This is a genomic window from Nocardia spongicola (assembly GCF_047200775.1).
In the GTDB taxonomy this organism is placed as follows: Bacteria; Actinomycetota; Actinomycetes; order Mycobacteriales; family Mycobacteriaceae; genus Nocardia.
On sequence record NZ_JBJZOO010000040.1, the window covers coordinates 1 to 2,016 of the forward strand.

The following is a 2,016-nucleotide window of genomic DNA, read 5'->3' on the forward strand; positions in this document are numbered from 1 at the left end:
CCGCCCTGATGGTAGCCAAGAAAGCCCGCCCGGATGGAGCTCGAGTCCCGGTCGCGGTCGACGAAGTACGCCTGCGCGCACCACTTTCCGACACCATCACCGCGATAGCGCGAATCGCCCCTGACGGCAACAGCGCCGATATCGACCTGCTCGACGCCGAACACAACATCTGCATGCAGATCATCGGCTTACAACTCGGATTCATCAACTCACAACCTGCCCCGATGCAACGCATGATCGACCTGTTCTACCAAGAGATCTGGCAGACACGCGATCCCATCGACCCAGCCACCCTGCCCGGCACCACGGACCTGGCCACCCTGATCGTGGTGATGGACACCGCAGCAACCCCGGCCGCCGAACGCATCCTGCGCCTGACCACCCCCGACTCCGCAGGCGCCGAGTTGTTCGTTGTGGGCGACCCCGACCGCGAGGACCTCGAAACCGCCCTCACCACACAACTACGCGCCACCCATACCCGCGACGGCGCCGACCGCCTGCACCTGATCGTCGTCGCTGGCACCGGCTACGACGAAGTAACCACCCTGTGGACACTGCGCCGCATCGCGGTAGCCACCGAAGAGTTCCTCGACACCTGGCAGCAAGAACACGGCACCGAAACCGAACTTCTCGGCACCGACGGCTTCTACGCCTCGATGATCACCGAGAAGGCCGTCATCTCTCCGGAATCCGACACCGCACCGAACCCGACCCAGGGCGCGTTGATCGGCGCCCATCGAGTGCTGCTCAATGAGCAGTCGTGGTTGCGGTGGCGGCTGATCGGCCTCGACGACCACATCGACGATGCCGCCCTCGCCACGGAACTGACGATTCCCGGCGCGTTCACCTACGACCACGCCGACGAGGTGTTCCTGCACGACGGAGCCCGGTGGGTCACCATCGTGCAACACACGCTGCAGGACCGTCTCGACGCTCTCGACGAGCCAGCACCACTGACCGATCCCGAAGCCAACTTCCAGCTGGAGCTGCCCAAGACCAAGACCTTCTCCCAGCTGGCCTGGCGGCAATGCGACCGACGCGCCCCCGGCCCCGGCGAAGTCGAAGTGAAGATGACCGCGATCGGCCTCAACTACAAAGACGCGATGAAGGTCATGGGCATACTCGGCGAACGCGAACTCGGCGACACCTACTACGGCCTCAACCTCGGTATGGAAGGCGCCGGTGTGGTCGTCCGCATCGGCGCGGGCGTCACCGGGCTCGAGGTCGGCGACCAGGTCGTCATCCTGTGCGAGGACATGCTTCACCGCTACAACACCCTCGGCGCGGACGTGGCGTTCCCCTTCCCCGACGAGATCGAGCCCGGATGGGTCAGCAGTATCATCCCGTTCTTGTCCGCGTTATACGCACTGGAGGAGACCGCCCACGTGCAGCCGGGGGAAACGGTACTGGTGCACGGCGCCGCCGGCGCGGTCGGCTCAGCCGCGGTACAAATCGCCAAACGCCACGGCGCCCGCGTGATCGGTACCGCGAGCACCGACGAACGCCGCGCCTACGTCATCGAACAAGGCGCCGACCACGTCGTCAACTCCCGCTCCCTCGACTTCGTCGACCAAGTCCGCACCCTCACCGACGGCGAAGGCGCGGACATAGTGATCAACTCCGCACCCGGTGAAATCCTGGCACAGAACTTCGGCGCGGTCGCGGAATTCGGGCGCATCGTCGAACTCGGCAGAACCGATATCTACTTCGGCGGCATGCTCGAACTACGACGCTTCACCAAGAACGTGGCATTTTTCTCCCTCGACCTCGACCGGATGCTGGCGCGCCGATTCGACGCATGCATCGCGAAATCCACCGAAACCTTCCAGAATTTCAGAGACGGCATCTATCGACCACTGCCCTACCACCTCTACGGCACCGCCGATGTCACGCGCGCTTTCGAAGAAGTCGCACGCTCCACCCAACTCGGCCGGATAGTGCTCGACATGACCGAGGACGCGCCACTGGTACGCCCACAACTACCCGAAGTGACCATCGATGCCGACGCACAATACT

At 64.0% G+C, this 2,016-nt stretch carries 1 protein-coding gene; it reads left to right on the forward strand.

The window, feature by feature from the left end:
* On the forward strand, positions 1-2,016 hold a 2,016-nt coding region (locus ACL02S_RS24075; protein ID WP_412804778.1), incomplete at both ends, for a zinc-binding dehydrogenase.